Annotated in this window: 2 protein-coding genes; both read right to left on the bottom strand. The window is 44.0% G+C overall.

Annotated features, from left to right (window positions below):
- Positions 1-456: 456 nt before the first annotated feature.
- Entirely contained in the window at positions 457-1,104 is a 648-nt protein-coding gene (locus KGY70_20065; GenBank protein MBS3777502.1) for an outer membrane beta-barrel protein, read from the bottom strand.
- A 124-nt stretch (positions 1,105-1,228) separates the two neighbouring features.
- Positions 1,229-2,668 carry an alpha-L-fucosidase gene (locus tag KGY70_20060; GenBank protein MBS3777501.1) on the bottom strand — a complete coding sequence of 480 codons (1,440 nt, stop codon included), beginning with the start codon at positions 2,666-2,668 and terminating at the stop codon, positions 1,229-1,231.
- Positions 2,669-2,998 lie beyond the last annotated feature (330 nt).

Raw genomic sequence — 2,998 nt, 5'->3', positions numbered from 1 at the left:
GGTTTCCAGCAAATCGTATTAAGTTTGAGCCAGGTACCCTTTGTATGTTAAGGGGGCGCTGCGATTGGTTGATTGAATGATTGGATGATTGGATGAAAAAGAACGACGATGCGACAACAGGATGGCACGACAGCACGAAAGAACGACCGGAACGACAGCATGCAAGAGCGAAAAAACAAGATAAATATAGAAAGAAAGGTTGGAGGCATCTAAGGGCGAGTAAATACTGAAGCAAAGCAAAATTTGAAACCATGAAGATTATAGCGATTTGAATTATTATACTTCATGCTTCTGTTATTGCAACAGCCATATAAAAAAATATAACAAATGCATTATTCTTGCTTTCTTCATCTATTGGGCTCAATCAATCAATCATCCAATCAGTCAATCAGTCAATCAGCCACTCAACCAATCATCCAGGTATAGCAGCGATTAATATTTGCCCTTAAGAACTTGTCATAGTTTCACAATAACTCCGACAGTTATGGCCCCTGTAGTAAAAATATTATCCATATTGGCTCCCAGGTTGAAATTCGAACTTCTCTCCCTGACCTCCGTTCCTCCCCTCTCGGTTTTTTCCGTTTTATGGCTTACAGCAAAATTGAATCCATTGATAAAAGCTTCAAGAGCCACTTTTTCGTTTAAATCATACGAAACCCCGGGGCGGACTGAAAGACCAAACGTATTGGTAACCGGTCCGTCTGTAGTTGTTCCGCCCACCTCCACTTTTGACCAGTTTGAAGAAAAGCCCAACTGACCCTCTCCAAACAAAGAAAACTTATTCATCTTCACCACATAGTATCGGGCAAAGGGCTGTATGCTAAACCCTGCTGATTTATCAATCACATCCGGATTGCCCGGATTTCTCTCCCACGAAGTATTGATACCAATACCCAGCCCTATAGCAAAATCTTCGGAAAGGAATAAACCTCCTTTGGGATTCAGCCCGAAGGATGTGCTGGAACCTTCATCTCTTGAGATATCGCCCGATTCTTCGGTTCTTCCGGAACTGCTAAAATTAAAACTTCCGCCGAAATAATACTGACCATAAGCAGATGTTCCCCCTAAAAGTATAAACAATACCAAATAAACAATCTTTTTCATTTATATTCCAGTTTTAAATAACGCCTACTCTTTAGGTTTTTCGGCTTCCACCCTGCTTCACCCTTTCGGGTTCATCAGGAAATGCTTTCACTTAAACACCTTTTTTACAAATATCGTCCCCGGATCAATAAAGTGCAATCCTGGAAAGCACCGGTGATGCTTTGGCATCCTCAATGCGAACCCTGAGACGGTCAATATCCTCACCAGGCAGTTTCATAATCCGCTTGTAACCTATCGTTGTGCCGTTCCGAACGGTTTTCCACTGTCCGTTAAGCCGGATATCCACTGCAAATTCCCTCACCCGCTGTCCGTAATTGATGTTTTCCTGGATGAGTATTCGCCTGGGGGCAATGGATTTTGAAAAAGCCAGCTCCACAGAGGATTCCACTGTCCCCTGCTCAGGTGCCCATACAGTGGAAAAGCTGGTATCCGTAAGATGTGATCCTGAAAAACAATGTTCTGGAGTGCGCACTTCAGAGGGCTTTACCTTAGCATCCAAAGCAAGATCTTTGTTATAAATTTCATCCACAGTATCGGCAAAAGCATGCAGGCGTTCCACATAAGCTTCCGGAAGGAGACCCCGTTGGTCAGGTGGCACATTCAAAAGAAGCAGGCCGTTTCTGCCTACAGACTTTTCATAGATGTTCAGAAGCTCCTCAACGGTTTTCAGCCGGCTGTCATCATGATAGAACCAGTCGGAGCTGATCGATACGTCGCATTCGCCCACTAACCAGCGAGAACCATTGGGATCGCCTGAATTCAGATAATCGGTATCGGCATTTCCTACTTCTACTTTACTTGTATCCATCAACGACCAGTTGGTTTTCCCGGCAATTCCGTCTTCGTTGCCAATCCAACGTACATCCGGTCCTTTATCTGAAAAAATTACGGCCTGTGGCTGATGTTTCCTCACCATGGACCAGTATCCCTGAAAGTCGTACTCCATATCCTTTGCATCAGGTCCTTTGGCTCCGTCAAACCATACTTCATGCACCTTGCCATAGCCGGTCAACAACTCCCTTAATTGATTCTTGTAAAATTCATTGTATTCATCCGTACCATATTTGGGTTCATGGCGATCCCATGGAGAAAGGTAAAACCCGAATTTCAGACCGTGCTTCCGGCAGGCATCGGAGACTTCTTTCACTATATCCCCGTTACCGTTTTTATAAGGTGAATTTTCAATCGTATAATCCGTCTGTTCGGAAGGCCAAAGGCAAAAGCCGTCGTGATGCTTGGCAGTCAATATCACCATCTTCATTCCCGCTTCCTTGAAAGCTTTTACCCATTGTTCCGCATCAAAATTTGTAGGATTAAAAAGCGAAGGATCTGCATCCCCCTCACCCCACTCTACATTCGTAAAAGTATTCATGTTGAAATGCACAAAAGCAGTAAATTCCATTTGTTGCCAATTGACCTGCCTTTGATGGGGCAGAACCAGATTGGTGGTGTCAATATAACGGGCCTGTGTATTTTCTGAACAGGTTTGTTCTTGTTTACAACCGGTAAACAAAATCAGGCCTGCAAATAAAACGGCAGTGGCTTGAATGTGTATCGATTTCATAATCTTAAGCGATAAAAGTTGTTTGGAACATCATGATTCAAATATACTCATGAGCAGGCAAAATAAAAATTCGCTGTCCATATTTTTTAAATATTATCACAAAAAGAACTGCATACTGTATAACCCACGAACCAGCAACGAGGGCACGACGGCACGAGGGCACGACAGCACGACGGAACGACGGAAGTGAGTGACGAGTGAAGAGCATTTGTAGAGCCACGCCGTGGCGTGGGTCAATTAGAGGCACGAAAAAACGACAGCACGACAGCACGAGGGCACAGCAGTAGAGACGCAATGCTTGCGTCTCGGAGATTGAAATATGACGGCAAC

It is taken from the genome of Bacteroidales bacterium, assembly GCA_018334875.1.
Lineage (GTDB): Bacteria > Bacteroidota > Bacteroidia > Bacteroidales > UBA12077 > JAGXLC01.
Note: the sequence above shows the minus strand (reverse complement) of the source record. Positions and strands in the feature narration are given on the sequence as shown.